Source organism: Bacillus piscicola, from assembly GCF_022458745.1.
Lineage (GTDB): Bacteria > Bacillota > Bacilli > Bacillales > Marinococcaceae > Alteribacillus_A > Alteribacillus_A piscicola.
In genome coordinates, this window is the sequence record NZ_JAJJJF010000001.1 from 837,991 (window position 1) to 863,530 (window position 25,540).

The 25,540-nt window shown below is 44.0% G+C and carries 24 protein-coding genes and 1 pseudogene; 18 read left to right on the forward strand and 7 right to left on the reverse strand.

Annotation, left to right across the window (positions count from 1 at the left end; all coding sequences use genetic code 11):
- Nucleotides 1-99 precede the first annotated feature (99 nt).
- The 4 genes from LOR49_RS04025 to LOR49_RS04040 all read left to right on the forward strand — a co-directional run bounded on the left by LOR49_RS04025 (nt 100) and on the right by LOR49_RS04040 (nt 3,195).
- Nucleotides 100-978: a hypothetical protein gene (locus LOR49_RS04025; RefSeq protein ID WP_240374820.1), complete on the forward strand. Its 879-nt coding sequence runs from the start codon at nt 100-102 to the stop codon at nt 976-978.
- A 105-nt stretch (nt 979-1,083) separates the two neighbouring features.
- Nucleotides 1,084-1,386, forward strand: a complete 303-nt coding sequence (locus LOR49_RS04030) for a hypothetical protein (protein ID WP_240374821.1) — start codon at nt 1,084-1,086, stop codon at nt 1,384-1,386.
- Between the two features lie 174 nt (nt 1,387-1,560).
- Nucleotides 1,561-2,325, forward strand: a complete 765-nt coding sequence (locus LOR49_RS04035) for an alpha/beta fold hydrolase (RefSeq protein WP_240374822.1) — start codon at nt 1,561-1,563, stop codon at nt 2,323-2,325.
- Nucleotides 2,326-2,352: 27 nt separating this feature from the next.
- Complete coding sequence (locus tag LOR49_RS04040) at nt 2,353-3,195, forward strand: YitT family protein (protein ID WP_240374823.1); 843 nt, start codon at nt 2,353-2,355, stop codon at nt 3,193-3,195.
- Between the two features lie 78 nt (nt 3,196-3,273).
- Here LOR49_RS04040 and LOR49_RS04045 read toward each other — a convergent pair whose 3' ends face one another.
- The 4 genes from LOR49_RS04045 to LOR49_RS04060 form a co-directional block, all read right to left on the reverse strand.
- Nucleotides 3,274-3,579 (reverse strand): AzlD domain-containing protein, encoded by a 306-nt coding sequence (locus LOR49_RS04045; RefSeq protein ID WP_240374824.1) that lies wholly within the window; start codon nt 3,577-3,579, stop codon nt 3,274-3,276.
- Nucleotides 3,579-4,316: an AzlC family ABC transporter permease gene (locus LOR49_RS04050; protein ID WP_240374825.1), complete on the reverse strand. Its 738-nt coding sequence runs from the start codon at nt 4,314-4,316 to the stop codon at nt 3,579-3,581. Before LOR49_RS04050 ends, LOR49_RS04045 begins: the two co-directional genes overlap by 1 nt.
- Before the next feature lie 86 nt (nt 4,317-4,402).
- Complete coding sequence (locus tag LOR49_RS04055; RefSeq protein ID WP_240374826.1) at nt 4,403-4,855, reverse strand: GNAT family N-acetyltransferase; 453 nt, start codon at nt 4,853-4,855, stop codon at nt 4,403-4,405.
- Nucleotides 4,856-4,921: 66 nt separating this feature from the next.
- Complete coding sequence (locus LOR49_RS04060) at nt 4,922-5,746, reverse strand: Cof-type HAD-IIB family hydrolase (protein ID WP_240374827.1); 825 nt, start codon at nt 5,744-5,746, stop codon at nt 4,922-4,924.
- Between the two features lie 238 nt (nt 5,747-5,984).
- On the opposite strand from LOR49_RS04060, the gene ctaG reads away from it, so the two are divergent.
- The 12 genes and pseudogenes from ctaG to LOR49_RS04120 all read left to right on the forward strand — a co-directional run bounded on the left by ctaG (nt 5,985) and on the right by LOR49_RS04120 (nt 18,204).
- Nucleotides 5,985-6,914 carry a cytochrome c oxidase assembly factor CtaG gene (ctaG, locus tag LOR49_RS04065; protein WP_240374828.1) on the forward strand — a complete coding sequence of 310 codons (930 nt, stop codon included), beginning with the start codon at nt 5,985-5,987 and terminating at the stop codon, nt 6,912-6,914.
- Between the two features lie 41 nt (nt 6,915-6,955).
- Entirely contained in the window at nt 6,956-7,570 is a 615-nt protein-coding gene (locus tag LOR49_RS04070; RefSeq protein ID WP_240374829.1) for an SCO family protein, read from the forward strand.
- A 36-nt stretch (nt 7,571-7,606) separates the two neighbouring features.
- Nucleotides 7,607-7,783, forward strand: a complete 177-nt coding sequence (locus tag LOR49_RS04075) for a hypothetical protein (protein WP_240374830.1) — start codon at nt 7,607-7,609, stop codon at nt 7,781-7,783.
- A gap of 15 nt (nt 7,784-7,798) precedes the next feature.
- A pseudogene (locus LOR49_RS04080) lies at nt 7,799-8,104 on the forward strand (redoxin domain-containing protein); the annotation flags it as partial.
- Between the two features lie 289 nt (nt 8,105-8,393).
- Nucleotides 8,394-9,425, forward strand: a complete 1,032-nt coding sequence (gene argC, locus LOR49_RS04085) for an N-acetyl-gamma-glutamyl-phosphate reductase (protein ID WP_240374832.1) — start codon at nt 8,394-8,396, stop codon at nt 9,423-9,425.
- 32 nt (nt 9,426-9,457) lie between these two features.
- The gene (gene argJ / locus LOR49_RS04090; RefSeq protein ID WP_240374833.1) at nt 9,458-10,690 is read left to right on the forward strand and encodes a bifunctional ornithine acetyltransferase/N-acetylglutamate synthase; all 1,233 of its coding nucleotides are present in this window, start codon (nt 9,458-9,460) and stop codon (nt 10,688-10,690) included.
- A gap of 21 nt (nt 10,691-10,711) precedes the next feature.
- Nucleotides 10,712-11,491 (forward strand): acetylglutamate kinase, encoded by a 780-nt coding sequence (gene argB / locus LOR49_RS04095; RefSeq protein ID WP_240374834.1) that lies wholly within the window; start codon nt 10,712-10,714, stop codon nt 11,489-11,491.
- A 65-nt stretch (nt 11,492-11,556) separates the two neighbouring features.
- Nucleotides 11,557-12,723: an acetylornithine transaminase gene (locus tag LOR49_RS04100; RefSeq protein ID WP_240374835.1), complete on the forward strand. Its 1,167-nt coding sequence runs from the start codon at nt 11,557-11,559 to the stop codon at nt 12,721-12,723.
- Between the two features lie 41 nt (nt 12,724-12,764).
- Nucleotides 12,765-13,844: a carbamoyl phosphate synthase small subunit gene (locus LOR49_RS04105; RefSeq protein ID WP_240374836.1), complete on the forward strand. Its 1,080-nt coding sequence runs from the start codon at nt 12,765-12,767 to the stop codon at nt 13,842-13,844.
- Nucleotides 13,837-17,025 carry a carbamoyl phosphate synthase large subunit gene (locus LOR49_RS04110; protein WP_240374837.1) on the forward strand — a complete coding sequence of 1,063 codons (3,189 nt, stop codon included), beginning with the start codon at nt 13,837-13,839 and terminating at the stop codon, nt 17,023-17,025. Before LOR49_RS04105 ends, LOR49_RS04110 begins: the two co-directional genes overlap by 8 nt.
- Nucleotides 17,026-17,031: 6 nt before the next feature.
- Nucleotides 17,032-17,982, forward strand: a complete 951-nt coding sequence (gene argF, locus LOR49_RS04115) for an ornithine carbamoyltransferase (RefSeq protein ID WP_240374838.1) — start codon at nt 17,032-17,034, stop codon at nt 17,980-17,982.
- Between the two features lie 39 nt (nt 17,983-18,021).
- The gene (locus LOR49_RS04120) at nt 18,022-18,204 is read left to right on the forward strand and encodes a ComZ family protein (RefSeq protein ID WP_240374839.1); all 183 of its coding nucleotides are present in this window, start codon (nt 18,022-18,024) and stop codon (nt 18,202-18,204) included.
- A gap of 25 nt (nt 18,205-18,229) precedes the next feature.
- On the opposite strand, the gene mnmH is transcribed toward LOR49_RS04120, so the two are convergent.
- Nucleotides 18,230-19,291: a tRNA 2-selenouridine(34) synthase MnmH gene (mnmH, locus tag LOR49_RS04125; protein ID WP_240374840.1), complete on the reverse strand. Its 1,062-nt coding sequence runs from the start codon at nt 19,289-19,291 to the stop codon at nt 18,230-18,232.
- 263 nt (nt 19,292-19,554) lie between these two features.
- Here mnmH and LOR49_RS04130 point away from each other — a divergent pair, with 263 nt between their 5' ends.
- Entirely contained in the window at nt 19,555-20,490 is a 936-nt protein-coding gene (locus LOR49_RS04130; protein ID WP_240374841.1) for a beta-ketoacyl-ACP synthase III, read from the forward strand.
- A 29-nt stretch (nt 20,491-20,519) separates the two neighbouring features.
- Nucleotides 20,520-21,767, forward strand: a complete 1,248-nt coding sequence (gene fabF / locus LOR49_RS04135; protein WP_240374842.1) for a beta-ketoacyl-ACP synthase II — start codon at nt 20,520-20,522, stop codon at nt 21,765-21,767.
- 70 nt (nt 21,768-21,837) lie between these two features.
- Here fabF and LOR49_RS04140 read toward each other — a convergent pair whose 3' ends face one another.
- Nucleotides 21,838-22,893 (reverse strand): LCP family protein, encoded by a 1,056-nt coding sequence (locus LOR49_RS04140; protein ID WP_240374843.1) that lies wholly within the window; start codon nt 22,891-22,893, stop codon nt 21,838-21,840.
- Nucleotides 22,894-22,965: 72 nt separating this feature from the next.
- Complete coding sequence (locus LOR49_RS04145; protein ID WP_240374844.1) at nt 22,966-25,530, reverse strand: CBS domain-containing protein; 2,565 nt, start codon at nt 25,528-25,530, stop codon at nt 22,966-22,968.
- Between the last annotated feature and the right edge of the window lie 10 nt (nt 25,531-25,540).

Sequence of the window (25,540 nt, forward strand, 5' to 3'; positions counted from 1 at the left end):
GGAGAGACCCTCCACTGATTGATCATACTCTATCTTCTCTTAATCTATGAAATTACGTTATAATAAGGCATAGAAACTATAACAGCGGGAGAGAATACAATGAAGAAATGGTTGCACCTACTACTTAGCAGTTTCATCGTTTTTATTGTTTTGGGGGACATAGAGGCAAGGGCCAGCGTGCCGTTCCACCCTGATGTATCAGATGAAAAGAGGCAAGTACAAAAAGAAAAAACAGGTCATACGTTATATATTGACGGCCAAAAACAGAGTTACACGGGAAGGCCTATTTTTCAAAACGGTATTATGTATGTCACGATCCCGGCGGCGGTAAAAGTGTTAAATGAATTAGCAGATGTTCAAGCGAATGTACCTTATGCCAGAGAACGTTCACCTTATGATTATTTGAAAAAAAATAATGTAATTGAGAAAGTGAAAAGTCGGGAAGTTGTTCGTATTAAAACGTTACAAGATTTAGGTATTCAAGCATTCTGGTACGACAACCCAGGAACTCTTCATTTAGAAACAGTCGATTTATTAAAAGTAGGTAACTTGAAAATTGGTGATTCCTTAAAGGAAGTTGAACAACAGATAGATGTGCACTGGAACACTGGATACGGCCAGCCAGCCGATTACATAGGGTATCATGGAGGGACACATACGTTTACATATAAGGACCGATACGGAAGGGAGCACATGGGGGAGGTGCCGGATCTTCAGCTCGAAATTACAGATGGGATACTTTCTTACATGATTATTTCGGATGAATCTTACGAAACGACGAAAGGAATTTCTGTCGGCGACACGCTCTCTGATGTGACGCGAATGTATGGTTCTGAATACATGAACGAGACGATCGACGGAAAAACTGTTTACATTTATCACGTTAAAGATGGCAGTTTATGGTTTATTGCGGACGAAGACCGTCAGCTAGAGAGAATCGGATTATGGGCTTATCAATTAGAAGGATACGAAAGATAAAGCAGTATTTACGTTTACCCCATTTCCGTTACGGGTATGATTTTTGTAGCACCCTTAACAGGACAGTTGCATAAGATTTTTACTAATTGGAATGGGGGAAAGTATATGAGGAAAAGAAGTATTTTAATTCCATCGCTTGTCGCCGGTGCCGTCGGAACTACTGCTTTTTTGTTAAAAGATGAACAAAAAAGAGATCGGGTCAAACAAGGTATAGACCGGACAGTGGCGAAAGTAAAGGGAAGAACCGAAGAAGACGAGAACGAGGAACTAAACAAAAAAATCGGCCATTCAGAGCCGTATGATTTTAGAGACAATGAGATGGTTTCAGAAGGAGCTATGTATTCTGTGAATCATTTCAATAAAGCCCAGGAAGAAAATGAAGAGCCACTTCATACAACGCATGAATAAACGATAAGCGCACGTTACGGAGAAAGCTGTTCCCCTGCCATTAGGGAGGAACAGCTTTTCGTATAACAAAAGATTATGCTGAGAAAAGGCCTGTCTGTTTTGTCTCTTGGCACCAATGCAGTATAATGGATAAGTAATATCAAGGATTTCATCTCATAAAAAAGGAAGTCGAGTATGTTTACTACCATATTAGAAAAGAGTTATGCTGGTATTCCTGCTTTACATATTTGCAAACAAGATTACATAGAGAAACCTTTACCGACAGTGATTTTCTGGCACGGCTTCACAAGCGCTAAAGAGCATAATCTTCCTGTTGCCTACCAATTAGCAAGCAAAAATATACGTGTCATCCTCCCGGATGCTCTCCATCATGGCACGCGTGAGGGAGCCATGACGGATAAGGAACGATTATTTTCCTTTTGGTCCATCGTTTTGCAGAGTGTACAAGACACGAAGTTGCTTTATGATACGTTAACAGACAATCAGCTGATAGATAACAACCGAATATTCCTTTCGGGCACTTCGATGGGCGGGATTATTACATGTGGGACGCTCGCTGCCTACCCTTTTATTAAAGGAGGCGCTGTGTTCATGGGAAGCCCGGCATGGGAGAAATTTGCCAGGCAGCAAATTAGGCTTTTGGAACAGGAAGGGTCTCTTCCTTTGTCAGAAAATGAAGCAGAAGAACAAGTGCGACAACTTGTTCGTTATGATATTACTCAACATGATGAACTGTTAGGGGAACGGCCGTTGTTTTTTTGGCACGGACAGCGTGACGAAGTAGTTTCTTATGAAGATTCTTTTAAATTTTATACACAGGTAAAAAAAACAAGAAAAGAGGACAGCGGTCTCGTGTATCACCTTGATAAGAATGCAGGTCACAAAGTGACAAGGTCAGGAATGCTTACGATGACAGAATGGATGGCGGATCATATTTAATTTACGAAGGATGGAGGTGTGCATCCTATGATTACGAGCAGCACCACGTTAATGCAAGAGATCCAAAAAGTAGGCGTTATCATATTAGGCGCTATTATTATGGCACTCGGTTTGAACCTATTTCTAATACCAGCTAATGTTTTCGCAAGTGGAGCCACTGGTATTGCCCAAATCTTAGCAGCCCTTCTTCCCCTGTCTACTGGTGTGTTTCTATTTATCTTAAACATACCAATTGCCGTTCTCGGATGGGTAAAAGTAGGGAAATTGTTTACCTTTTACAGTTTTCTTCACGTAGCCCTAACGACATTCTTCCTTGAAATTATCCCTGTAGTAAATTTATCAGAGGATATTTTACTTAATGGGGTGTTTGGCGGAGTCATCACCGCGGTTGGAGCAGCAATTGCCTTAAAATGGGGCGCTTCCGCCGGTGGCCTTGATATCATTGCCCTCGTTTTGGCACGTCTTAGTGATCGCCCGGTCGGTACATACTTTTTTTTGCTGAACGGTATTATCGTCCTTGCCGCTGGTTTGCTTTTTAACTGGGAGAGCGCGCTTTATACGTTAGTGACCCTATATGTGGGCTCACGTGTGATTGATACCATCCACACTCGGCACGTTAAAGTGACAGCCTTTATCGTCACGAAAAAACCTGACGAACTGCGGGAAGCCATCCATGAAAATATTACCCGTGGGATAACGAGACTCCCGGCTAAAGGAGGTTATGATGCCTCAGAAAAAGAAGTGTTAATGATCGTTATTACCCGCTATGAGTTGTTCGCGCTCCAACAAGTGATAAATGAAGTGGATGAAAGGGCGTTTACAAACATAGTGAATACAGCCGGTATCTACGGGCTGTTTCGAAAAGATTAAGAGGAATACAGGAAAAAATGAGGCTGTTCCATAGGGGGGTGATAACCCCTAATGGGCAGCCTTTTTCCTGAAAGCCTGCTAAAAGAGCGGCATGAGAATCGTAAGCAGGATGATGGATCCAAGTACGACAGTGATTAAGTTCCCGCCAAGAAAGGAAATTGTGAACGCAGCAACAATGCCTGACAGGCCAAAAAGGACATTATCATGAATGAGTAATGCGCCCGGGAAAATAAGAGCACCGAGTGCTGCGTGCGGAACATTTTTTAAAATGCCTTCGATCCGAGGCGGAACGATATCAGCTTTCAAAAAAACAAACGGCAGCATGCGTGGAATGTATGTGACAACTGCCATACCAACGATAATCAGCATGATATGTAAAGACATCAGGTACTCCTCCTTTGCGTGCTGGTCCCGCCAGACGGACGCTTTTGTGCAGGTGCGATCCATTCAACGACGGTTGCGGCGATGGTAGTAGACAGGATAATTGCCCATCCTGTGTCTAGAAAAAGGGAAAAGAGGCTGTTTAGCACAGCCGAGGCTGCTGCTAGAACTAGTACTTTTCGCTGCCTTTTCAATGCTGGGGCAAGGAGGGCAATAAACAGAGCATAAAGCGCAAACATCAAGCTTTGCTGTATGGTTGCCGGAAGCAGTCCCCCGACCGCATAGCCGACACCTGTCTGCACGACCCAGCTTGCATAGGAAATAATAAATACTCCATAAATATACCCCGTATGGACACTGTCTTCTTTTGTTGCAGTAACTGCGAACACTTCGTCTGTAATTCCGAAAGCATAGCCTGCTTTCTTCCAGGGATTATCGTCCATTGCATTCTCGTTTAGTGAAGCACTCATTAGTAAATGGCGAATGTTTACGATAAAAGTCGTAAAGATAATTTCTAACGAACCGGTACCGGCTGCAAGCAGACTTAATGCCATGAATTGAGCGGCACCGGCAAAAACGAGGAGACTCATCATCACGCTTTCAACTGGTGTCAGTCCTGTTGTCTGGGCAATGAACCCAAAAGTAATCGCCGCCGGAATATAGCCGAGAGCGATCGGAAGCCCGTCTCGAAGTCCAAGTGAAAAGTTGCTGCCAAGAAAAGGAGTTTCTGCTGTTTTCATTGCTGTTTTGTCTCCTTTCTGAAGATTTTTTTCGAAAGAAAAGGACCTTGAACAGGTCAGGTCCCCTCGTGTTTCTGTCTTATTATTTAAAATTGAAAACCGTACCGCTTTGAAACTACATCATAAAAACCCAAGGAATTATACAACGCTTTTGTAGCCGCATTACTAATACCTGTCTCCAGTTCAATTCCTTTTATTCCATTATTTTCCGCCCAGTAAATGATCTTCAGAAGCAGCTTCTTGGCTATACCTTGATTACGGTGTTCTTTATGTACGTATAAGTCGTTCAACCAAATATAATATCCACCTTTCTGAAGGGAAATGCTGACATTTAAAAACGCCGCCCCGAGTATCGACTCATGATCTTCGGCGACAAAAATATGAGCGCCTGAGTGAGCTTCCATCGCTAATTGGATGGAATCCATAAGCAGTTCGTAGGCATTATCTTTTCCGATAGTTTCCATCTGGCCCATCAGAAGGTCAGCGACACGAGTAAGCGTTTCCTGATCACTATTTTTACTTAATTCATAAACCTTCATAGACTGCCCCCTCTCTTTTAAGTTTAAATGTAATGGAGGTATCGTTGCATTCATGGTGAACGTGAGCTAGGTAGTAGATGTTGGTTTCAATTTTAAACGTTCTTCTAAATATAAGGCAATCCCATCTTCTTCATTTGTCAAGGTAACTTCATCAGCTGTACGCTTTGCTTCTGCGGAAGCATTTCCCATCGCCACACCAGTTCCAGCCTCACGGAGCATCTCCAAGTCGTTATTCTCATCTCCGAAAGCAATGACATCCTTCATCGACAGGTTACAATACTCTACTATTTTCCTTAGTCCCATAGCTTTACTGTTACCGGCACGTATCACTTCTATTAGATTGTACGGCGCTCCCCAGGAACGTTGATCGACACCTTGGCTTCGTTTGCCTGAAATAATGTTCCGCAGTTCTTCAGCATTATCAGCACGCGGATAGACGAGCAGGGAAGTTGGGTCAGTAGGCAAAATGTTTTCTAGGCTGCCATGAGCGGCCGGCTTCGCATTTAATGTGAACGTCTCAATGAATTTCTCATCATAATGTTCCAGATAAATATCATCTATCACTTCAGCGACGATGTTATTCACTTGAAACGCCCGGCATGTTTCGATAACAGTAATGGCTGTCTCTAAGTCGAGCGGAGAGTGATGCGGAACAAAAGAACGGTCGCCTGGATGAAAGACGTAAGCACCATTGGAGTTAACGATTGGAGTCCGAAGCCCCAGCTGTTGATAATACATCTTACTTGCACGGTACGGTCTGCCAGTAGCAATTGCGAGCAAATGTCCTTCCCTCGCAGCTTGCTGTAAAACATGGAACGTACGAGTAGGAATCGTTTTATCATTTTTTAAAAGTGTTCCATCCAAATCAAGTACGATTAAATGTCTGCGCATATGTGTCTAACCTCGGCTTTCTGTCCATAATAGGGAGAAGCAATGTCATTCCAGTCTGCCGTTGCCGTTCAACAGATTGTCAGAAATAAAGCATCGAAATTGTACGCGAGGAACGACTCCATAAAATAAAATATGCTATATTTAAAGGTAGGATGCCAATTACTATTTTATCTCAGAGCAGAGAGAAAAGAAAGGCTCTGCTCTTAGTGCTATATTCGGAAGGAGGGTTATGATTCGTATGCTTGATATTTTTTCAACGTTTTCTTTTCGAGCGCTGTGGACACCTGAATTAATTGTCGTTTTATTAGTAGTCGCCTTCGTCTATTATTGGATTATTGAAAAGCGTCGTCATACGTTTATCGGAGCGGAAGCTGTGTCTTTCCGACAGAAAATCTACTTTGCCCTCGGCTTGTTTGCTCTTTACTTAGGGTGGGGTAGTCCGTTTTACATTGCAGGGCATTCCTCCATGACAGTTCATATGCTCCAAATGGTATGTGCATATTTCATTTCTGTTCCTCTGTTTATTTTATCGATCCCGAAATGGGTGCTTCATACGTGGGTGCATAAATGGAAGAAAAATGCCAAGTGGACATATAAACTACTGTTAAATCCTATTCTCGGATTATTTTTGTTTAACGGCTTATTCTCCATTTATCATATACCTGTCGTATTTGATTTTCTCATGCAGGCTAAGATTTTGCACAGCGGCTATTACATGCTTTTGTTTGCGGCAGCCGTACTGATGTGGTGGCATATGCTGGCACCATTGCCTACAGGTGAAAACTTATCTGATTTGCGTCGTATTATTTATATTTTCGCGAATGGTATTTTGATTACCCCTGCGTGTGCGTTAATCATTTTTGCAGGAAGTGCGATGTACGAGACATTTACTAATCCTGCTGTCTGGGCAAATGTGATGGCCTACTGTCTCCCTCCTGGCGATAAAATCCCTCCTGGGCTGGTGGAGACAGCGGGAAGTTCTTTTCGATTTTTAGATGCACATCCTGATCAGCAGCTTGGGGGCGTTTTAATGAAAATCTCTCAAGAAATCGTATATCTTTCTACGATCGGCTATGTGTTCAAGCAGTGGATGGCAAAAGAGAACCCGCAGGACGGTGAACCGACTATCAGTGATATTCCAGCACATGCCAATCAGTTCAAAAATTAAGCAGATGACGTATCATTATGGATAAGGGGAGAGGGATCACGGTGCAACGATCATTAAGCCTGTTTTTATGGGCTGTATTAGGAATCATCCTCTTGTCAGGTTGTTCCTGGATGTATGAAATCGGCAAGGATCAATCGGTAAAAAGTGGATCTGATTTATCAGAAGCGGACATGCATATGATACCGTTTGAATACACGAATCAAGACGGGGAGACGGTCTCGAACAAAGACCTAGAAGGACAGTACTGGATAGCGGACATGGTGTTCACGCGTTGTCCGACCGTTTGTAATTTGATGACACCGAATATGCTCAACTTGCAAGGAAAGGTTCAGGAAGAAAATCTAGATGTCCACTTCGTCTCTTTTACAGTGGACCCGGATTATGACAGTCCGGATCAGCTGAAAAGGTACGGCGACAATTATGGAGCGGATTACAGTTCTTGGGACTTTGTTACAGGCTATTCCCAAGAGGATATTCAAAAGCTTGCAAAAGACTCTTTTAAAAGTATAGTTGAAAAAGACCCGGAGAATGATGATATCATTCATGCAACGACATTTTTTTTAATTGATCCTGACGGACAAGTGATCCGCAGTTATGACGGGCTTGAAAACGATGTCGATCCGATCGTTCAAGACCTCAAACAGTTAACCAAATAAATGCAGCTTGGCGATATGCATGGAGGAGAGATGCGTATGAGAACAATGAAGCACATTATTCTGTTCGCTCTATTTGTAATAACAGCAGGGCTTGTTGCCGCTTGCGGCAGCGAAGAAGAGGCGATTACCCTCCTCGATGAAGACGGTGAGGAGGTATCTATAGCGGGGAAAGATAAACCAACCGTATTCTTTCATTTCACTGGTATTAATTGAGGGCACTGTCTATCGCAGCTCGTGCAGCTGCAAACACATATCGAATTATTTGAAGGATTAGATGCTGATATTTATGCACTCAGCAATGATTCTCCCCAGCAGCATAAAAAATTAAATGAAAAATTTCAATTCACTTATCCGTTTTTATCTGATCCGGCCATGAAGCTGATTGAAAAGGCAGACCTGGAAGATCAAGCTGTGTCGAAACGGGGTTATTCCATTTTTGATAAAAATGGTGAATTTGTTACGTCGGAACATAATGATTATTGGGGAGATGAAATAGAACAAACGGCAAAAAAAATAAAAAAGGCGTTACCTTAACCGTTAAGGCTTTCCGTGGTGGGTTTTCTTCGAGACTCACCTAGGGAAGCTTTTTTTATTTGCAAAGTTCATGTATGTATATAAATACATCGGTATTAATTTTTAACTTGGTGAAGCGAACGGAAGGCAAAGCGAAGAAAAGTGATTGTTAGGTTTGTATACGTAAGACTTTTTATTAAATGGCTGCTTCCTTTGAAAAAAATATAAAAATACAGTTGCATTAATATATATTCACACTTATAATAATAAACAACAGAAAATGTATAAAGATAAAACGAGGTGCAAGTTTATGAGAATTGCAATTGTAGGAGCGACCGGTTACGGAGGCATTGAGCTTATACGCCTCTTGCATAATCATCCTGCTGTTGAAGATATTGCTGTTTTTTCTTCTTCACAAGAGGGGAAAACAATGGTAGAGAATTACCCTCACGTAACGGATATCATAAAGCTTTCGTTAGAGAGCATTGACCCTGATAAGTTAACAAAGTACGACGTCGTTTTCTTATCGACACCGCCTGGCGTGTCAGCAGAATTGAGCGGCAAACTTATCCCGAAAACGAAAGTTATCGACTTATCCGGGGATCTGCGAATTAAAGACGGTACGGCATACGAAGCCTGGTATGGCCGCGAAAGCGCTGTGGACAGTTTACTGGAAAAAGCAGTGTACGGTTTAACAGAGTGGAAGGAAGAGGAAATTAAAACAGCTTCTTTACTGGCTAATCCAGGATGTTATCCAACTGCGGTTCTATTAGGGCTGGCCCCTCTCGTTCAAGAAGGTGTGATTGATACGGACCAGCTCATCATTGATGCAAAATCGGGAACTACTGGAGCAGGGCGTTCACTATCAGCGATCACCCATTTCAGTGAAATGAATGATAATTTAAAAGTTTACAAAGTCAATGAACATAAACATACACCTGAGATCGAGCAGGAACTAAGTGCTTTGTCGCACAGCGATGTAACAGTGACGTTTACTCCGCACCTTGTGCCGATGACGAGAGGAATCATGGCAACGATGTATGCTCCGCTCAAAAAGGATTGGAACGAGCAGAAGATAGAAGAACTGTATCAAGACGCGTACAGCCAAAAGCAATTCGTCAGGCTGCGCGAAAGCGGCACTTTTCCATTTACGAAAGAAGTGTACGGTACTAATTTTTGCGACATTAGTTTTACGGTAGATGAACGTACCGGCCGAATGACAGTGGTTTCCGTTATAGATAATTTGGTGAAAGGTGCTTCAGGGCAGGCAATTCAAAATATGAACCTTATGTTTGGATTGGCTGAGGAAACAGGTTTACAGGCTATTCCGATTTACCCATAAACACGAAATGGAGAAGAGGGGGAGAGGAAGTTATGAGTTCGATAGATACGAAAATAGATATCACAGAGGTAAACGGCGGGAGTATTGTAACACCCCGTGGTTTCAAAGCAGCCGGTGTCCACACGAAGGTGAAACGGAAACGCCGAGATTTAGGGGTTATTTTGTGTGACGTGCCTGCTTCGAGTGCAGCAGTATACACGTTAAATAAAATCCAAGCAGCTCCTCTCCAAGTAACAAAAGAGAGCATCGCCGAAGAGGGAAAGCTGCGGGCTATTGTCGTCAACAGTGGCAGTGCTAATTCGTGTACTGGAAAAGAAGGACTGGCGGATGCTTACACAATGAGACAAACAGCTGCCGAGACGTTTGGTGTGCCGGATCAGCATGTGGCTGTTGCTTCTACCGGAGTAATCGGAGAACGCTTGGCTATGGATAAGATTCTGCCCGGTATCAAGTCTCTCGATCCATTGGCTGCTTTTGAAGATGCTGACCAGTTTAATGAAGCGATATTAACGACAGACACGGTCAAGAAACATGCTTGTTTTCAGACAACGATTGACAATGTAAACGTAATGTTCGGTGGGACAGCGAAAGGATCTGGCATGATTAACCCGAATATGGCCACGATGTTCAGCTTTATTACGACAGACCTTGCGATTGAACCGGAGCATTTACAAACAGCGCTTTCCGAGGTGACCGACAAGACATTTAACTGTATCACGATCGACGGAGACACTTCGACAAATGATATGGTGATTGTCATGGCAAGCGGCCTTGCCGGCAACGACCCGCTGCATCCTTCACACCCCGAATGGCCTGCTTTTATTGAAGCTCTAAAAGTAACGAGCGAAGACTTATCCAAAAAAATCGCCAGGGATGGAGAAGGTGCGACGAAACTGATTGAAGTCAATGTAACAGGTGCGGCTAATGATAAAGATGCCGGAAAAGCTGCTAAACAAATTGTCGGCTCTGATTTAGTAAAGACAGCAGTGTACGGCAGTGATGCAAATTGGGGAAGAATCATTTGTGCCCTTGGCTATAGCGGCATTGAACTGGATCCAGATAACATTGACATCTCTCTTGGCCCAATCCAAACACTAACGGGGAGTAAGCCGCTTGCTTTTTCAGAAGAAGAAGCAAAAGAATATCTAAGCAAAGACGAAATTACAATAGCCGTCGATTTAAACATCGGAGAAGGCAAAGGAAAAGCATGGGGATGCGATCTCTCGTATGATTATGTCCGCATTAATGCCGGCTACCGTACTTAATGAAAAAGAGGAGAGAAGAACATGGAGAATATCGTCGTTATTAAATGCGGGGGATCTACAGTTGATGCTCTTCCCTCCGCCTTTTTTGAAAGTATTAGAGCAATGAAAGATAATGGGAAGCATCCGGTTATCGTCCACGGCGGCGGTCCAGCAATTAATAAAATGCTTAAGCAATTGAAAATTAAGACGGAGTTTGTTAACGGTCTGCGAAAAACGACCAGTGACGTATTAGAAGCTGCCGAGATGGTACTAAGCGGGAAAGTGAACAAAGACCTTGTTTCAGCTTTTCAACAAGCAGGAGCAGCAGCCGTCGGAATGTCAGGGGTGGACGGACAACTGCTCAAAGCTTCACCAGTAGATCTGGAAACACTTGGACTGGTCGGTAAGATTGATGATGTGAATGAAGAAATCATCACATTTTTCTTAGAAAACGGCTATATTCCGGTTATTGCCCCGATCGCCTCAGCTAATGCCGGTGAGAAGCTGAATGTCAATGCTGACGATGCAGCAGCAGCCGTAGCACAGGCTCTTCATGCAGAAGAGTTAGTGTTTGTCACGGATGTGGACGGGGTAATAATCAATGGGAAATTAAGAGAAAAACTGGATATGACAGATATCGACAGCCTTATCGAAAATAATACAATCTATGGTGGAATGATACCTAAAGTAAAAGCAGCAGCCGCTAGTTTAACCGGAAAAATTGAAAAAGTGACTATCGCGAACGGGAACGGGGAAAATACTTACGAAGACGGCACCCTAAAAGGAACAGCAATTATGAAACAAACAGAAACGATTCAATAAAGGTTCAAGTGCCCACGCTATCCCTGCCGCAAAGGATCAAGTAAACAAGAGGAGGAGACGGAGACATGACTCCACAATTAGAACCAACCAAACTCAGTGAACAGCTTTTCCCAGTATATAAAAGATGGAACATTACTTTTCAGGAAGCTTCCGGCTCTCTTATTACCGGCGGGGATGGGAAAGAGTATATCGATCTCATGGCAGGGATCGGGGTGACTAATCTTGGCCATTGCCATCCTGCCGTCACCAAAGCAGTTGAACAACAGTTGTACAAAGGGTGGCACGGTTCAAACTTTTTTCAGTATGAAGGTCAGGCGAATACCGCGGAACTGTTAACGAAACACTCGTGTGGCGACCTGGTCGTTTTTGTAAACAGCGGTACGGAAGCGAATGAAGCAGCGATCAAGTTAGCACGAAAGCACACCGGGAGACAAAAAATCATCAGCTTTGTCCAGTCCTTTCACGGCCGCACATTCGGCAGCATGGCCGCTACCGGGCAAGACAGCATCCATCAAGGGTTCGGGCCGATGCTTGAGGGGTTTGAATATATCCCTTATAACGATGTGAACGCGCTGGAGAAAGCAGTTGATGACGATACTGCTGCTGTTATCCTCGAAGTTGTACAAGGGGAAGGCGGCATTATACCTGGTGAAGAGGCGTTTTTGCAAGCTGTCGAGAAAGCGGTAAAGAGAGCAGGTGCTCTTCTCATCTGCGATGAAATCCAAACTGGGCTTGGACGTACTGGAGCCTTTTTTGCCCACCAGCACTACGGACTGCAGCCGGACTTGATAACAACAGCGAAAGGTTTGGGAAATGGCTTTCCAACAGGGGGTGTAATTGGCAAAGCCTTCTTAAAGGATGCCTTTGGACCAGGAAGCCATGGTTCGACCTTCGGAGGTAATCCGCTTGCGATGGCTGCAGCTGAAGCAACGCTCTCCACGTTGATAGAAGAAAAGTGGATTGACGCAGTTGCATCCAAAGGAGATGCCCTCCTGGCAGAATTGAAAGAAACACTGCAGCCACTTGCAGTGGTTAAAGACATCCGCGGGAAAGGTTTAATGATCGGGATTGAGTTAACGGAGCCCGTAGCGGACTATATAGTAGCACTTCAAGACAAAGGGGTTCTTGCTATTGGCGCCGGGCCGAACGTGATTCGGTTGCTGCCGGCTCTTACTATTGAATGGGAACTGTTAATGAAAGGCGTAAACGCATTAAAAGAGGTCTTATCATAAAAAAATCGAACGATTCGCTTGAATAACGAGGAGGAACAGAGATGAAGGGATATATCAAGCTGGAGAATGGAGAAGTATTTGAAGGGAATCTTACAGGAAGCAACCAGGAAGTATACGGAGAAGTCGTATTTTTCACTGGTATGACCGGTTATCAAGAAGTGATGACAGACCCTTCATTCCACGGTCAGATCGTCGTATTTACGTATCCCCTCATTGGCAACTATGGCTGGAATGAGACGGATATCGAAAGCGCGACCACACAACCAGCCGGTCTGGTGATCAGCGAGGCGGCCGGGGAAGCGTTTCATTATGAAGCGACTCAAACATTTAAAGAAGCTGCCGCTGATGCAGGCATCCCGGTACTAACAGGGGTAGACACCCGGGCCCTCGTCAAATGCATCCGCGAATCGGGCGATATGGGGGCTGTTATAAGCGCGTCCCCGGAAAAAGCTGCTTTTGCTATTTACGAGCCACTGGGCGAAAAAATGATCATTCCAGAAGTGAGCGTAAAAAAACCGGAAACGATCGGAGATGGGGATCATCACATTGTTGTCATTGATTTTGGCTATAAGAGATCGATGGTAAAGAGCCTTGTTCGTGAAGGTTGCAAAGTGACTGTTGTTCCGTTCGATACACCTGCTGCTGATATAGAGAAGTTAACCCCAGATGGTTTGCTTTTTTCCAATGGTCCAGGGAATCCACAGCAACTGCAGGAATTACTGCCGCGTTATCGGAAGCTTGCACAAATGTACCCGACTCTCGGCATTTGCATGGGTCATCAGGTGTTGGCGCTTGCCTTTGGCGGAAAAACGGAAAAACTGCGGTTTGGCCACCGGGGCGCAAACCAGCCGGTTCAGAATACGCAATCCGGCAAAGTGTTCATGACTTCCCAAAATCACAGTTATGTCGTAAAAGAGAACAGTCTGCCTAAAGGAGAACTTGCTGTCCAATACAAAAATATTAACGACGGGTCTGTCGAAGGACTGTCACACTTGAAGTATGATATTATCACGGTGCAATTCCATCCAGAAGCACACCCCGGGCCTGCTGACAGCAGAGAAATATTTCATCAATTCCTTGAATATCTAAAGAGAAAAGGGAGAGAAAAGACGTATGCCTAAAGAGACAAAGATAAAAAAAGTGCTCGTCATTGGTTCAGGGCCGATTGTTATTGGTCAGGCTGCTGAATTTGATTACGCTGGCACACAAGCATGTTTAGCTCTGCGCGAAGAAGGTATGGAAGTTATTTTAATAAATAATAATCCGGCAACCGTCATGACGGATGAAGCTTGTGCCGATAAGGTATATTTTGAGCCACTCACGGTTTCCTCCGTAGAGAAAGTGATTCAGAAAGAAAAGCCGGACGGCCTGCTGGCAACGCTGGGCGGTCAGACCGGCTTGAATCTTGCCTTTGCCCTTGATGAACAAGACATTCTAAAAAAATATAATGTCACACTCCTCGGTACACCGGTAGAATCGATTAAGCAAGGAGAAGACCGGGAAGCTTTTCGATCTTTAATGAAAGAATTAGGAGAACCGGTGCCGGATAGCGAAATAGTTGAAAAAGAGGAAGAGGCCATTGCGTTTGCGGAAGAAACAGGGTATCCCATTATTGTCCGGCCTGCTTATACACTCGGAGGAGGCGGGGGCGGCATTGCGAACAATGAAGAAGAGCTCCGCTACATTGTTACCGGTGGCCTTGAGGCAAGTCCGATTCATCAATGTCTCGTCGAAAAAAGCATTGCTGGTTTTAAAGAGATTGAATATGAAGTCATGAGAGACGAAAATGACACTTGTATTACGGTGTGCAATATGGAAAACATAGATCCTGTCGGTGTACATACCGGTGATTCGATTGTTGTGGCTCCCTCACAGACACTGACGGATACAGAATACCAAATGCTGCGGGCATCTTCACTTCGGGTGATTCGCGCCCTGGGTATTATCGGAGGATGTAACATCCAGTTTGCTCTTGATCCCCACAGTAAACAGTATTATTTGATTGAAGTAAATCCACGGGTCAGCCGTTCTTCAGCGCTTGCTTCTAAAGCTACAGGTTACCCAATTGCAAGAATGGCAGCGAAACTTAGTGTCGGCTATCACCTTCATGAATTACTCAATCCAGTGACCGGCCATACGTATGCCAGCTTTGAACCTGCGCTCGATTATGTGGTAGTAAAATTTCCTCGATTCCCGTTTGATAAATTCATTCATGCGGATCGCACACTTGGTACGCAAATGAAAGCAACCGGTGAAGTGATGGCAATTGAAAGAAATTTGAAAGCGGCACTGCAGAAAGCGGTCCGTTCCTTGGAAATAAAGACAGACGGTCTGTCTCTGCCGGAAATTGCGGATAAAACCGTTCCAGCGCTTTATGACATGCTGGAAGCCCGAAATGACCAGCGTTTTTTTGTCATTATGGAACTGTTGCGTAAAGGAGAAGGAATAGATTCTATTCATGAACGTACCGCAATTGACTTGTTCTTTTTACAAGTATTCCATAAGCTAATCACCTTTGAAGAGGACATTAAAAAGTATAGCTGGGAAAAGGTCACGGCAGAACATCTGCTTCGCTTTAAAAAAGCAGGTTTTACCGATAAATGGCTGGCTACAGCTTGGCAAGTAAATCATTCTGATATTTATGCGAAACGAAAAGAATGGGGACTTCTCCCTTCTTATCACATGGTTGATACGTGTGCAGGTGAATTCACAGCGGAAACTCCGTATTATTATTCCAGTTGGTTTAATAACAGTGATGAACAAGGGAAAAGCACGAAACCGAAAGTTTTAATTGTTGGGTCAGGACCAATTCGCATTGGGCAGGGAATTGAATTCGATTACTGCTCTGTACACGGTGCGATGGAAGTACAAAAAGCCGGCTATGAAGCAGTGATTATAAATAATAATCCTGAAACGGTCAGCACGGACTTTGAAATGGCTGATCATCTTTATTTTGAACCATTGACTAGTGAAGATGTTCTGCACGTTGCCGACAATGAAAAAGTGGAAGCAGTCATTGTTCAACTTGGCGGCCAAACGGGTATTTCGCTGACAAAGGATCTGGAAGAGGCTGGCCTAAAAGTACTCGGCACTTCCTCTGATACGATTGATCAGTTAGAAGATCGCGGGCGGTTTTATGAGTTTATGAGCCAAGTCAACGTGCCGCACATCCCAGGGGTGACCGGGGTTGACAAAGAGGATGTGATTGAAAAAGCAAAGGCTGTCGGTTATCCGGTGCTGTTGCGTCCTTCTTATGTCATTGGCGGCCAAGGAATGGCGATTTTGACAGATGAAGAAGAGCTTACAGGTTACTTGAACGATAACAAAGGTAATGTAGAGTATCCTATTTTAATTGATGCGTTCCTTCCCGGGACAGAATTTGAAGTGGATGTACTGACGGATGGGTATGATATTTTTATACCGGGCATGTTTGAACATGTTGAGCCCGCGGGCGTCCACTCTGGTGATTCCATGGCCGTGACGCCGCCATTCACTCTGGATGCGACGATTGAGGCACTTGCTGTGCAGTACGCACAAAATATTGCAAGAGGGATGGATTTTAAAGGGATTTTCAACATTCAATTCGTCTATGCGAACGATACGTTATATGTGATCGAAATTAATCCACGTGCTTCTCGCACAGTCCCTATTTTCGCTAAAGTGACAGGTGTTCCGCTAGTAGAGGGTGCTGTACAAATGCTTCTCGGTACATCAGTAAGGAAATGGAGTGGAGGGAAAACCGGCATCCTTGAAAAAACACCTTTCTATACAGTGAAGGCGCCTGTGTTCTCTAATGAAAAACTGCCGGGAATTGATCCTCTGCTTGAAGCCGAGATGAAATCTACGGGAGAACTGATCGGTTTAGCAGCTGATAAGAAAGAAGCCTTTAAAAAGGCATTTGCCTGGTCGGAAAGTCAAATTCCGCTCCTCTTTAAAAAACAAGGTCTCGTGTTTTGTGACATTGATAAGTCGCAAGACGATGCAAGTAAACAGGGTCTTATGCAGTTAAAAGAGCTCGGATGTACGCTTGTGACAGAAGAAAAGAAAGAATGGGCGGATGAGATGATGACTTTTTCGGATTGGCTGAAGGATGAAAATGCAGCCGCTTATCTCAGCTTTCCGAAAACAGGGCATTCAAACGGTAAAGAGCGCCGGCAAGAGGCCATGAGACAAAGGAAAACGGTTGTTACCAATCCGGAGACATTTTCTATTATGACGGAGGCCATGACGGGTACCTTGACCGAGCCTTCTTCCATCGGAGAGTGGCTGAATCAGTTTGCCCCAGTAAAAGAAGGAGTGTAACGACAGATGAGTGACCATACAAACGTAGAGATTCCTGCCGGTTTTGAGGGCAGGGACTTATTGACGCTACTTGATTTTACAACAGAAGAGATACAGACTTTACTAACATTCGCAGAACAGCTGAAGCAAAATCCGCATCAGAACATGCTGCCGGGCCAGTCACTCGGAATGATCTTTGAAAATGCTTCAACAAGAACGAGGGTATCGTTCGAAGTAGGAATGACGCAGTTAGGGGGTCACTCTCTCTTTTTAAGCCCGCGTGATTTACAGATTGGCCGTGGGGAACCAGTGAAGGACACGGCTAATGTCCTTTCCCGATTTGTCGATGCTATTATGATACGGACAAATTCTCATGAGATGGTGGAAGAGTTGGCAACGTACGCCGGGGTTCCTGTTATTAATGCACTCACCGATCTTTATCATCCGTGCCAGGCTTTGGCAGACTTGTTGACGGTGAAAGAGAAAAAAGGGAAGCTGGAGGGATTGAAGGCTGCTTTCGTCGGTGACGGCAATAATGTCGCACATTCCCTGATGATTGCTTGTGCCAAAACAGGAATGGATGCTGCACTTGCAGTCCCGGAAGGTTATGAGCCGGATCCGGATGTTTGGAAGGAAATTGAGAAAGTCGCTGAAGAAAATGGTACAAGGCTCGAACTCACCCATTCACCAGCTGATGCTGTGAAAGAGGCTGACATGATCTACACGGATGTCTGGGCGAGTATGGGATTTGAAGAAGAACAAGCAAAGCGAGAGGAAGCTTTTGCCGGATTTCAAGTTTCTGAGGAGCTCTGTGCTAACGCCAAAGATGATTATATGTTCTTGCACTGCCTGCCCGCACACCGTGGAGAAGAAGTAGAAGCTTCTATCATTGATGGACCGCATTCTTATGTATATGATCAAGCAGAAAATAGACTGCATGCCCAGAAAGCCGTTTTAGCGGCCGTGATGAAAAAGTAACAGTAGTCCAGCAAAAATACATGGTAATGAGGTGAAGACATGGATCAAGAATTGAATGCCAAGTTTATGGGGATGGCAATGGAGCATCTTCAAGAAGGACGAGCTTTTATCGAGAAAAAAGGAATTGAATTAGAAATGACAGACTATCAAGAGCTGCTTGAGCTGTTGATGAAAGTCATGCATGATGCTTATAATATGGGGCTCGAAGATGGTAAAAAATAAGAAGAAACAAAAAAGAGATGCCGGATTAGCATCTCTTTTTTGTGGAGTGAAGATGGAAGGTTGTTTGTAATAAGTTCTCAACTTGTTCAAGGGCATCTTCAGTGTTTATTGCTGTGATTGTGATCTTTTTATCATCTGGAAAGTGGCTGGTGGAATGCTCATAGCGGGGATCATAATAATATTCAAGCAGTAGTTTCACTGCATCCGCAAAGCGATTGTTCTGTAAATCATTTTCAATTTGCACAGCGATTGGCGTATGGATTCGCTTTTTTATACGTTGAAAGGCTTCCCAAAATTGTGCGCGATGCTGGGCAGGTTGATAGTCTTCGAGCACATTGTTAATGCGCTCATCCATTGGAAGATCAATAAATAGTTGCACTCCCGCCTCTTTTTTATTAAAGATAAAGGACGGAATGGCGATTTTACCGACACGCTTGCTTTCACCTTCGACAATTACATAAGGTGTATCACTGTAGCGAATCAACTCTTCAACGAGTAGTGATTCAAATGTTTTTTGGTTACGCGGCCGCCTGCCGATATGACCAAAAATAGAACCGCGGTGATCCGCCAATCCCTCAAAGTCGATAACAGGATAACCTGTTTGCTGAAGCTGCCGTAGAATTTTTGTTTTCCCCGTCCCGGTATAACCATTTAAGACGATCATTGCTGGTGCAAAATCTTCTTTCTCCAGTGTACTGACAACCCAGCGCCGGTAAGATTTAATCCCGCCGCGCAAGCGATAAACCGATACGCCCATCAAGTCAAGTACGGTAGCTGCCGATTTGCTGCGCATCCCGCCGCGCCAACAGAAGACAGTGATTGGGGTTTCTAATTTTTTACAGTCCGCTACGAACTTTGGAAGCTTCTGTGAGAAGATAGCCAGGCCTCTTTCTTTTGCTCTTTCCGGGCCGGCTTGTTTATAAAGTGTACCGATTTCAGCACGTTCTGCCGTCGTGAAGATAGGAATGTTAACACTTCCTGGAATAGATCCTTCCTCATACTCCTTAGGAGAACGAACATCAACGAGTGTATGAGAATTTTTTGTCTGCAAGTCGAATAAATCTAGTAACGAGATTTCTTGAAACATACATGTACACCTCAAATGTGGTTTTTTTGACTGCCGCAAAGGTTAGCTCCACGAGGCCATTTTTCTATTATATAATTCCGTAAACAAACAGTAAAGTCGAGCAAGGAATCAACTGCTCGTAAAAAACTTATCGTATATCAATAGGAAACCGTGCTAGACAGCTGTGGTGACTTGGTTTAAAATAACACCAGGTCTTAATATGAAATAATAAGGTAAAGGGACAAAAAAATAAGAACTAAATGGCCCTGAGGAGGATATTTATTATGCGTAATGCAGGTATTTGGGGTATGGGAGTATATACGGAGGGCAGAGAAATTACAAATGCTGAATTTGAAAAGACTCTCGATACAAGTGATGAATGGATTCGTACACGAACAGGTATTGAAAGAAGAGTTTTCGCGGATGATGATATAGATACATCCGATATGGCATACTATGCAGCAGTCGATGCATTAAACGATGCCGGCATTGATGCCAGTGATCTCGACATGATTCTTGTCGCGACAGTAACACCGGATTATCCATTCCCCTCCGTGTCGGCTCTGTTACAAGAACGGCTAGGAGCAGAACATGCAGCGGCAATGGATATCAGTGCAGCGTGTGCCGGCTTCATCTATGGCCTGTCAACTGCTGATCAATTTATTAAAACGGGCACATACGATAACATATTAGTCATCGGCGTAGAAAAACTATCGAAGATCACGGACATGAATGACCGTAACACAGCTGTTTTGTTTGGCGACGGTGCCGGGGCAGCAGTTGTCGGACCAGTGGCTGAAGACAAAGGGTTTTTAGCTTTTGAACTTGGCTCAGACGGGGCGGGAGCGATGCATATCCGCCAGGATCCGTTGCTGAAAATGAATGGCAGAGAAGTATTTAAATTTGCAGTCCGTCAAATGGGCGAATCTTCTCTAAACGTCGTGGAAAAAGCAGGTTTAACGAAAGAGGATGTAGATTTTCTCGTTCCGCATCAGGCTAACATCCGTATTATGGAAGCAGCACGGCAACGGCTTGATTTGCCAAAAGAGAAAATGGCCGTTACAGTTCATAAATATGGGAATACATCTTCCTCGTCTATCCCAATTGCGATTGTAGAAGAGAGAAAAAATGGTAAAATAAAAGACGGAGATTTAGTCGTAATGGTTGGCTTTGGTTCGGGACTTGTCTGGGGATCTGCTGCCATCCGTTGGGGACGTTGATTATAGAACAGTCAAAGGAGAGAAAAGACATGGCTAATCGTAACCGAGTGGTTATTACGGGAATGGGTACTGTAAACCCGCTAGGCCTTGATATGGAGACGGCATGGAAAAATGCGGTCGCTGGGGTATCCGGTATCGGAGAATTAACACGCGTAAACAAAGAGGAATTCCCGATGAAGGTTTCTGCGGAAGTAGAGGGTTTCGATCCCACTGTTTTTGTAGACCGTAAAGAGGCCCGCAAAATGGATCGTTTCACTCAATTTGCCGTTGCCTCCACTTTAATGGCTCTTGAAGATGCTGATTTCCAAATCACTGACGAGAATGCACACCGGGTTGGCGTTTGGATTGGTTCAGGTATCGGTGGCATGGAAACATACGAAGAACAATTTAATAAGTTTAAGGAAAAAGGCTACCGCAGAGTCAGTCCGTTTTTTGTCCCGATGATGATCCCGGATATGGCGTCTGGACAAGTATCGATTGTAACAGGGGCAAAAGGAATCAATTCATGTAGTGTGACGGCATGTGCTTCTGGAACAAATTCGATTGGAGATGCTTTTAAAGTCATTCAACGCGGGGACGCCGATGCAATGATTACAGGGGGGGCAGAAGCTCCTATAACGAACATGGCCGTTGCTGGTTTTTGTTCGGCTAAAGCAGTGACAACGAACGACGATCCGAATAGTGCTTCACGGCCGTTTGATAAAAATCGGGACGGATTTGTAATGGGGGAAGGCGCTAGTGTGTTACTGTTGGAATCCTTAGAATCGGCCGAAAAACGTGGGGCACGTATATATGCTGAAATTGTTGGCTACGCGGCGACAGGAGATGCGTACCACGTCACAGCGCCGGCACCTGAAGGAGAAGGGGGCGCGCGGGCCATGCGTCTCGCTATTGAAGATGCCGAGATGCGCCCGGAGGAGTTCCAATATATTAATGCCCACGGGACAAGCACCCCGTATAACGACAAATATGAAACGCTTGCTGTTAAAACGGTATTTGGAAAGCATGCCGAAGAGCTGATGATTAGTTCGACGAAATCGATGACTGGTCATTTACTCGGAGCGGCAGGTGCTGTCGAGGCGCTGTTCACGATCAAAGCGATCGAAGAAAGTGTAGTGCCTCCGACCATTAATTACCAAGAACCGGACCCGGATTGTGACTTGGATTACGTTCCGAATGAACATCGTAAAGCCGAAATAAACGGAGCATTAAGTAATTCATTAGGATTCGGTGGCCATAATGCTACGCTCGTCTTTAAGAAATTCAGCAATGAGTAAAAAAAGATCAGTCCTTTTTCTCCGTCCATAAGGAGAAAAAGGCTGATCTTTTTACTATAAATGGAGCTTATTAATAAGATTTGTTCCAGTCGTTATCGTTGTTTCCAGATACCATTTGATCTCCCTCTGGTGTTTCATGAAAAAACTCGCGAAGTTGTTGTTTGTTTTTTTCCATATCAAGCTCTAATACAGCACCGGCATGGCTGTAGCGTTGATCAATAAAAGTATCATCAGCCGGAATCCGGATGGTCTCAATATTTTCTACCGGGTTAAGCAGTGTATCTTTCCCGAGGCTGAGCATTTTACTTGTCGGAACATCCGTATCAAGGTTTGGCCGTATCGCCCCGATTAATTGTGGTACTTTCACAACGCTTTTGACAGTTAAAAGTTCATCTTTCAGCATTTTAAGGACTTGTTGCTGACGGGCAACCCGTCCAAAATCATTTTCGCTGTCACTTCTAAAGCGAACATATTTTAATAATTGCTCCCCATTCAGATGTTGAGTACCGGGATAAAAATCGATATTGACATTCCCTGAATGATCGGAATAATACATACGTTTTTCGATGTCTATCTCTAACCCTTCAGGGGCAACAGTATCCGCGACTTCCACGAAGCCATCAAAATTCACAGTAGCATAATAATCGATCGGTATATCAAAATTCTCTTCGATCGTTTGTCTCAGTAAATCAATACCGCCGAAAGCAAAAGAGGCATTAATTTTATTATTTTGGTGGCCGGGAATTTCTACATAAGAGTCCCGCATAATCGAGGCGAGCTTGACTTCCCCTGATTTAGGTTTCAAATGGGCAAGCAAAATTGTATCCGTTCGGGCGCCGCCCGATTCCTCATCGTCTACCCCAACTAACAGAAAGTTCAAGCCTTTCTCCGTTTTATTTTCTTTTATTTCCGTTTTTTCTTCAGTATCTTGTGTAAAATCGTCATATTTCATCTCGCTCTTTTCATCAGCTGCAAAGTCACTCGTTGGTTCTTCCTCTTTTTTGGCAAAAAATAAACTATTTTGTGTGTAGGCAGTAAATACGGCGGCAAAAGCCAACACGATTATCATAAAAGTTAATGTGATTATCTTTTTCTTATGTGAACGACGTCTTTGTCTCGTCCGCATATATTGACCCCCTCTAACCTCCTATCTTATTATAACAGAAATTACGACAAATTAAGCATTAAATCCTACAATTCAATCTAAGAGCGTGTGAACATAGTCCAAAGCTTCTTCTCTATTTGTCACATCCCCATTTAGCACAGCTTGTTCTATCTGAAACATATAGGTTTTGAAAGACGGACCGGGAGTAAGGCCGGCCGATTTTAAGTCATCTCCGGTTATCCACTTGGATATTTCCGTTCTTTTGATTCGATATGTTCTTATCGTGGCGGAATGTTTTTGTTCGGTTTCGTCACCAGTTTTAAGCATACATTCCGCGAATACCAACACGTCGTCCTCCGTTTTAGCAGCTATTTCGTGCAAAGCCCCGGGGGAGGTGAAGATGTCACTTGGATAATGCTCAAGAAGTGTAGTGAGTTCATGTGCGAACTTGCGTTGATGCTTCGTCTCGGCAACTGTTTCACTATACCGCAGTCTGTCAAGGTCTATCGTATAAAGGGTGAGGACGGTGATAAACCAAAAGTCGTTACCAGATCTGTCCCAATCCTTCATATCCTCATGGATAAGCAAGGCATTTAGCGTGGCAGCCGTTCGTTCATTCCAAACAGCCCCTGGCAAAAAAGCGTCAAGGACATTTAAATGATCCATCCGTGCGATACTGCCAGCAGGATCGGTTGCTGCGAACAGATAGCGAAGTTCCGTGGAAATTCTTGACTTTGTCAGCGCACTTATGGACGAAATGGACTCCCGCAAAAAAGACTCTGTTTCTTTATCCATTTTAAAAGAAAAGCGTTTTTCGAAACGAATTCCTCGCAAAATCCTCGTTGGATCTTCCACGAAACTGAGGTTATGGAGAACCCGAAGCTGTTTTTTCTCGATATCAGCTGCGCCATTAAAATAATCAATCAAATCACCAAATGTCGCAGGCTGGAGAGATGCAGCTATTGCGTTCATTGTAAAATCACGCCGGTACAAATCTTCTCTAATGTTTGAGTTAGTTACAGTTGGCAGGGCTGCCGGTCTTTTATAAAACTCCGTTCGCGACGTAGTGAAATCAAGTTTACTCTGATCGGTTGTTTCTACCGAAGCTGTCTGGAAAGTCTCGTGACGCTTTACAGTCCCACCATATTTATCCGCGAATGTCTCGGCAAATTTGATCGCATCCCCCTCAATTACAATATCAATGTCCTCATTAGGAATCCCAAGCAACAAATCTCGTACGATACCACCGATGATATACGATTTAAAATGTAGCTGGTCTGCAAGCTCCCCCACCTTCGTTAATAAATCAAAGACGGGCCGCGACAGTAGGGACTGCATGTCCGCCTTTATATTATTTTTATCTCTTTTTATCGTTTGCGAGTGCATATGTTCAATCACATTTGTTCTGGAGACGATTCCAATCAGTTCATCTTCAAAGAGAACAGGAAGGCGGCCGATGTTATGTTGGATCATTAACTGTTGAATACGCTCAAATGACGTTGCTTTAGAAATAGTAACCGGATCCGTACTCATATACGCTTTTACAGGGGAGTGGCCGTATCCGTGCTGTGCAGCTTTATCGATATCACGTCTGGAGATAATCCCTGTTAATTTCCCATTTTCATCTACAACAGGAAAGCCATTATGGCCGTAATAAAGCATTTGCTGCTTGGCTTTATCAATCGACGCTTCCTCCGTAATGGTCTTAACAGGGGCAGACATGAGGTCTTCTGCGCAAACCGAAACTGTTATCATTCCCGGAAGCAGTTCTTTGACGGTTCCTGTAATCTCTTTTATATTTCCATGCTTGATAGACGCTGACGCTGCTTTAGGATGGCCACCGCCATGGAATCTTTTCATAAGCGGAAGCAGATTGATGCGGTCCGTAGCCGAGCGGCCAATAACAAATACTTTGTTTTGCATATTTGTTACTGTAATGACGGCATCTGCCCCTGTCGTCTCTAAGACTCGTGCCGTAATACTATTGACATTATTAACAAATCGACTCGCTTCAAGGCTGCTCACAATCATGGTTACCCCATGTTCGACGAGTTTATCAGCCTTGTTTAGATAGCTTTGAAATGCCTCCTGTTGGTCAACTGTGAACGATTCCTCGGAAAATTGCCTAACAATGTCAAGCTGCATTCCTTTCTCCATTAGAAATAAGGCGGCCTTTAAATCTCTTATCGTTGTATGAGGGTAAGTAAAGGAACCGGTATCCGTGTAAAGACCGAGAGCAAATAAGGTCGCTTCATAAGGAGCAACAGGGATATTTCGCTTGATGATTTCTTCAATTAAAATGGTAACGGCTGCTCCTGTATGATGAATATGGTATGTAAAATGGTCCTCTTTGTCTGACTCTGCTAACGGATGATGGTCATAAACTGTTACTTCCATGCTGTCTTTCCATTTGGAGGCCCCCTCCGTCCTTTTAACGGAGGCAACATCCGTTAAGATAAGGTGATCTGTCTCCTCCCAATCAACTTGTTTAAAAGATGAGAAGGCAAAGCTGTCTCTATAGATAGCTAAGTATTTCTTAACTTGTTCTGATTGCAATTTCGGAAGTAACATCTTCGCTGCAGGATACAGCTTTGATGCGGCTACGAGCGAAGCGAGCGCATCAAAATCCATATGATCGTGTGTTAATATGATTTTCATTAGAACCCCT

Coding starts and splice junctions, on each gene's coding strand:
- LOR49_RS04025 (WP_240374820.1), top strand. CDS start 100: ATGAAGAAATGGTTGCACCTACTACTTAGCAGTTTCATCGTTTTTATT.
- LOR49_RS04030 (WP_240374821.1), top strand. CDS start 1,084: ATGAGGAAAAGAAGTATTTTAATTCCATCGCTTGTCGCCGGTGCCGTC.
- LOR49_RS04035 (WP_240374822.1), top strand. CDS start 1,561: ATGTTTACTACCATATTAGAAAAGAGTTATGCTGGTATTCCTGCTTTA.
- LOR49_RS04040 (WP_240374823.1), top strand. CDS start 2,353: ATGATTACGAGCAGCACCACGTTAATGCAAGAGATCCAAAAAGTAGGC.
- LOR49_RS04045 (WP_240374824.1), bottom strand. CDS start 3,579: ATGTCTTTACATATCATGCTGATTATCGTTGGTATGGCAGTTGTCACA.
- LOR49_RS04050 (WP_240374825.1), bottom strand. CDS start 4,316: ATGAAAACAGCAGAAACTCCTTTTCTTGGCAGCAACTTTTCACTTGGA.
- LOR49_RS04055 (WP_240374826.1), bottom strand. CDS start 4,855: ATGAAGGTTTATGAATTAAGTAAAAATAGTGATCAGGAAACGCTTACT.
- LOR49_RS04060 (WP_240374827.1), bottom strand. CDS start 5,746: ATGCGCAGACATTTAATCGTACTTGATTTGGATGGAACACTTTTAAAA.
- ctaG (WP_240374828.1), top strand. CDS start 5,985: ATGCTTGATATTTTTTCAACGTTTTCTTTTCGAGCGCTGTGGACACCT.
- LOR49_RS04075 (WP_240374830.1), top strand. CDS start 7,607: ATGAGAACAATGAAGCACATTATTCTGTTCGCTCTATTTGTAATAACA.
- argC (WP_240374832.1), top strand. CDS start 8,394: ATGAGAATTGCAATTGTAGGAGCGACCGGTTACGGAGGCATTGAGCTT.
- argJ (WP_240374833.1), top strand. CDS start 9,458: ATGAGTTCGATAGATACGAAAATAGATATCACAGAGGTAAACGGCGGG.
- argB (WP_240374834.1), top strand. CDS start 10,712: ATGGAGAATATCGTCGTTATTAAATGCGGGGGATCTACAGTTGATGCT.
- LOR49_RS04100 (WP_240374835.1), top strand. CDS start 11,557: ATGACTCCACAATTAGAACCAACCAAACTCAGTGAACAGCTTTTCCCA.
- LOR49_RS04105 (WP_240374836.1), top strand. CDS start 12,765: ATGAAGGGATATATCAAGCTGGAGAATGGAGAAGTATTTGAAGGGAAT.
- LOR49_RS04110 (WP_240374837.1), top strand. CDS start 13,837: ATGCCTAAAGAGACAAAGATAAAAAAAGTGCTCGTCATTGGTTCAGGG.
- argF (WP_240374838.1), top strand. CDS start 17,032: ATGAGTGACCATACAAACGTAGAGATTCCTGCCGGTTTTGAGGGCAGG.
- LOR49_RS04120 (WP_240374839.1), top strand. CDS start 18,022: ATGGATCAAGAATTGAATGCCAAGTTTATGGGGATGGCAATGGAGCAT.
- mnmH (WP_240374840.1), bottom strand. CDS start 19,291: ATGTTTCAAGAAATCTCGTTACTAGATTTATTCGACTTGCAGACAAAA.
- LOR49_RS04130 (WP_240374841.1), top strand. CDS start 19,555: ATGCGTAATGCAGGTATTTGGGGTATGGGAGTATATACGGAGGGCAGA.
- fabF (WP_240374842.1), top strand. CDS start 20,520: ATGGCTAATCGTAACCGAGTGGTTATTACGGGAATGGGTACTGTAAAC.
- LOR49_RS04140 (WP_240374843.1), bottom strand. CDS start 22,893: ATGCGGACGAGACAAAGACGTCGTTCACATAAGAAAAAGATAATCACA.
- LOR49_RS04145 (WP_240374844.1), bottom strand. CDS start 25,530: ATGAAAATCATATTAACACACGATCATATGGATTTTGATGCGCTCGCT.